Annotated in this window: 2 protein-coding genes and 1 pseudogene; all 3 read left to right on the plus strand. The window is 68.9% G+C overall.

Annotation, left to right across the window (positions count from 1 at the left end):
- Positions 1–3 precede the first annotated feature (3 nt).
- Positions 4–1,050, plus strand: coding sequence for an NAD(+)/NADH kinase (locus V7067_RS11870; RefSeq protein WP_334176122.1), 1,047 nt, complete (start codon positions 4–6; stop codon positions 1,048–1,050).
- A gap of 35 nt (positions 1,051–1,085) precedes the next feature.
- Positions 1,086–2,069 carry a thiamine pyrophosphate-dependent dehydrogenase E1 component subunit alpha gene (locus tag V7067_RS11875; protein WP_334176115.1) on the plus strand — a complete coding sequence of 328 codons (984 nt, stop codon included), beginning with the start codon at positions 1,086–1,088 and terminating at the stop codon, positions 2,067–2,069.
- Between the two features lie 34 nt (positions 2,070–2,103).
- A pseudogene (locus V7067_RS11880) lies at positions 2,104–2,465 on the plus strand (alpha-ketoacid dehydrogenase subunit beta); the annotation flags it as partial.

A 2,465-nucleotide genomic window follows, 5' to 3' on the forward strand; every position in this document is an offset into this window, starting at 1 on the left:
CCGATGTCGCCACGGGTGGGCATCATCGCCAATCCGGTTTCCGCGCGCGATATCCGCCGGGTTGTCGCCAGCGCCGCCGGCCTGCAACTGGCCGACCGGGCCAACATCGTGCTGCGGGCGCTGGCCGCTCTGGCCGCCACGGGCATTGACCATGTCGTGATGATGCCGGACGGCGCCGGCATCGAAGGCCATGTGCTGCGCCATCTGGCCCGGGCCGCCAATCTGGGCGAGGCGCGCTTTCCGCGCCTGTCCTTTCTCGACATGCGCCCCCGCGGCACGGTGGAAGACACCCGCCGCGCCGCGCGGATGATGCGCGAGGCCGGCGTGGCGGTGATCGTCGTTCTCGGCGGCGACGGCACCCACCGCGCGGTGGCGGCGGAGTGCGGCAGCGTGCCGGTGGCCGGCATCTCCACCGGCACCAACAATGCCTTTCCCGACCACCGCGAGCCGACGGTAACGGGACTGGCCGCCGGGCTCTATGCCGCCGGCCGGGTGCCGGCCGCCGTGGCGCTGGCCGGCAACAAGTGGATCGAGGCGGACGTGGAAGGCGCCGGGCGCGAGATCGCGCTCGTCGATGTCGCCGTCGTCACAGACCGCTATGTCGGCGCGCGGGCGCTGTGGAAGCCGGAGACCTTCCGCGAACTGTTCGTCACCTTCGCCGACCCGGAGGTGATCGGCATGAGCGCCATCGCCGGGCTGGCCCGCCCGCTCGGCCGGCGCGAGGCCGGCGGGGTGCGGGTGGAAATGGCGCCCGCAACGCTCGCCCGCCGGGTGCTCAACGCCCCCATCGCCCCCGGCCTCGTGCTGCCGGTGGGCATCGCCGCGGTTGCCACCATGCCGGCCGGCCGGCCGTTCGCCCCGGTCATTCCGGCCGGCTCGCTGGCGCTCGACGGCGAGCGCGAACTGTTCTTCGACGCCCATCAGAGCGTGACCCTGACGCTGGTGGAAAACGCCTTCCGCACGCTGGAGGCCGGCGCGGTGATGCGCTTTGCCGCCGAAAGCGGCGCGATGTTCAGCGACGCAGTCCGGCGCGAACCTGCGTCTGTCTGAAAAATACCAACAAAAACAATTGTCAGGAGGAAACCATGAGCAACAATCCGTTCCCGCTTTCCAAGGACGAACTGCTCTCCGCCTACCGCACCATGCGCACCATCCGCGAGTTCGAGGAGCGGCTGCACGTGGAATTCGCCCGCGGCGACATTCCGGGCTTCGTGCACCTCTATGCCGGCGAGGAGGCGTGCGCCACCGGCATCATGATGCACCTGACGGATACCGACCGCATCGCCTCGACCCACCGCGGCCACGGCCACTGCATCGCCAAGGGCGTGGAAGTGAACGACATGATGGCCGAGATCTATGGCAAGGCCACCGGCTGCTGCCACGGCAAGGGCGGCTCGATGCACATTGCCGAGCTTGAGAAGGGCATGATGGGCGCCAACGGCATTCTGGGTGCCGGCGCGCCCCTCATCTGCGGCGCGGGCCTTGCCGCGAAGTTCCGCGGCGACGGCGGCATCGGCATCACCTTCTTCGGCGACGGCGCGGCCAATCAGGGCACCGTGCTGGAGAGCATGAATCTGGCCGCCATCTGGAACCTGCCGGTGCTGTTCGTGGTGGAAAACAACGGCTACGCCGAATCCACCTCCGTGGAATATGCCACCGCCATCGATTCCTATGTCGACCGCGCCACCGGCTTTGGCCTGCCGGGCGTGTCGGTCGACGGCACCGATTTCTTCGCCGTGCACGAGGCTGCCGGCGAGATGATCCGCCGCGCCCGCACCGGCGGCGGCCCGGCGCTGCTGGAATGCAAGACCGTGCGCTTCTTCGGCCACTTCGAGGGCGATGCCCAGACCTACAAGGCGAAGGGCGAGAACGAGGCGAACCGCGCCAGCCGCGACTGCATCGAGCTGTTTGCCCGCCGCGTCACCGGCGCCGGCGTCATTTCCGAAGACGAGATCGTCGCCATCGACAGCGCGGTCATCCGCAAGATCGAGGATGCCGTGACCGCTGCCAAGGCCGCGCCGCTGCCAGCCGCGCGCGAACTGCTGACCGACGTCTACGTCTCCTACTGAACCCAGAAAAAGAATCCCCCCGGAGGAAACGACCATGGCCCGCAAGATCAGCTACAAGACCGCCATCAACGAGGCGCTGGAGCTTGAGATGCGCCGCGATCCGAGCGTCATCCTGCTTGGCGAGGACATTGCCGGCGGCGCCGGCGCGCCCGGCGAGGAAGATGCCTGGGGCGGCGTGCTCGGCGTCACCAAGGGGCTGCACGCCAAGTTCCCCGGCCGCCTGCTCGACACGCCGCTGTCGGAATCGGCCTATGTCGGCGCGGCCATCGGTGCGGCCGCCTGCGGCATGCGCCCGGTGGCGGAACTGATGTTCCTCGATTTCATGGGCGTCTGCTTCGACCAGATTCTCAATCAGGCCGCCAAGTTCCGCTACATGTTCGGCGGCAAGGCGCGCAC

Source organism: Pseudoxanthobacter sp., assembly GCF_036822375.1.
GTDB lineage: Bacteria > Pseudomonadota > Alphaproteobacteria > Rhizobiales > Segnochrobactraceae > Pseudoxanthobacter.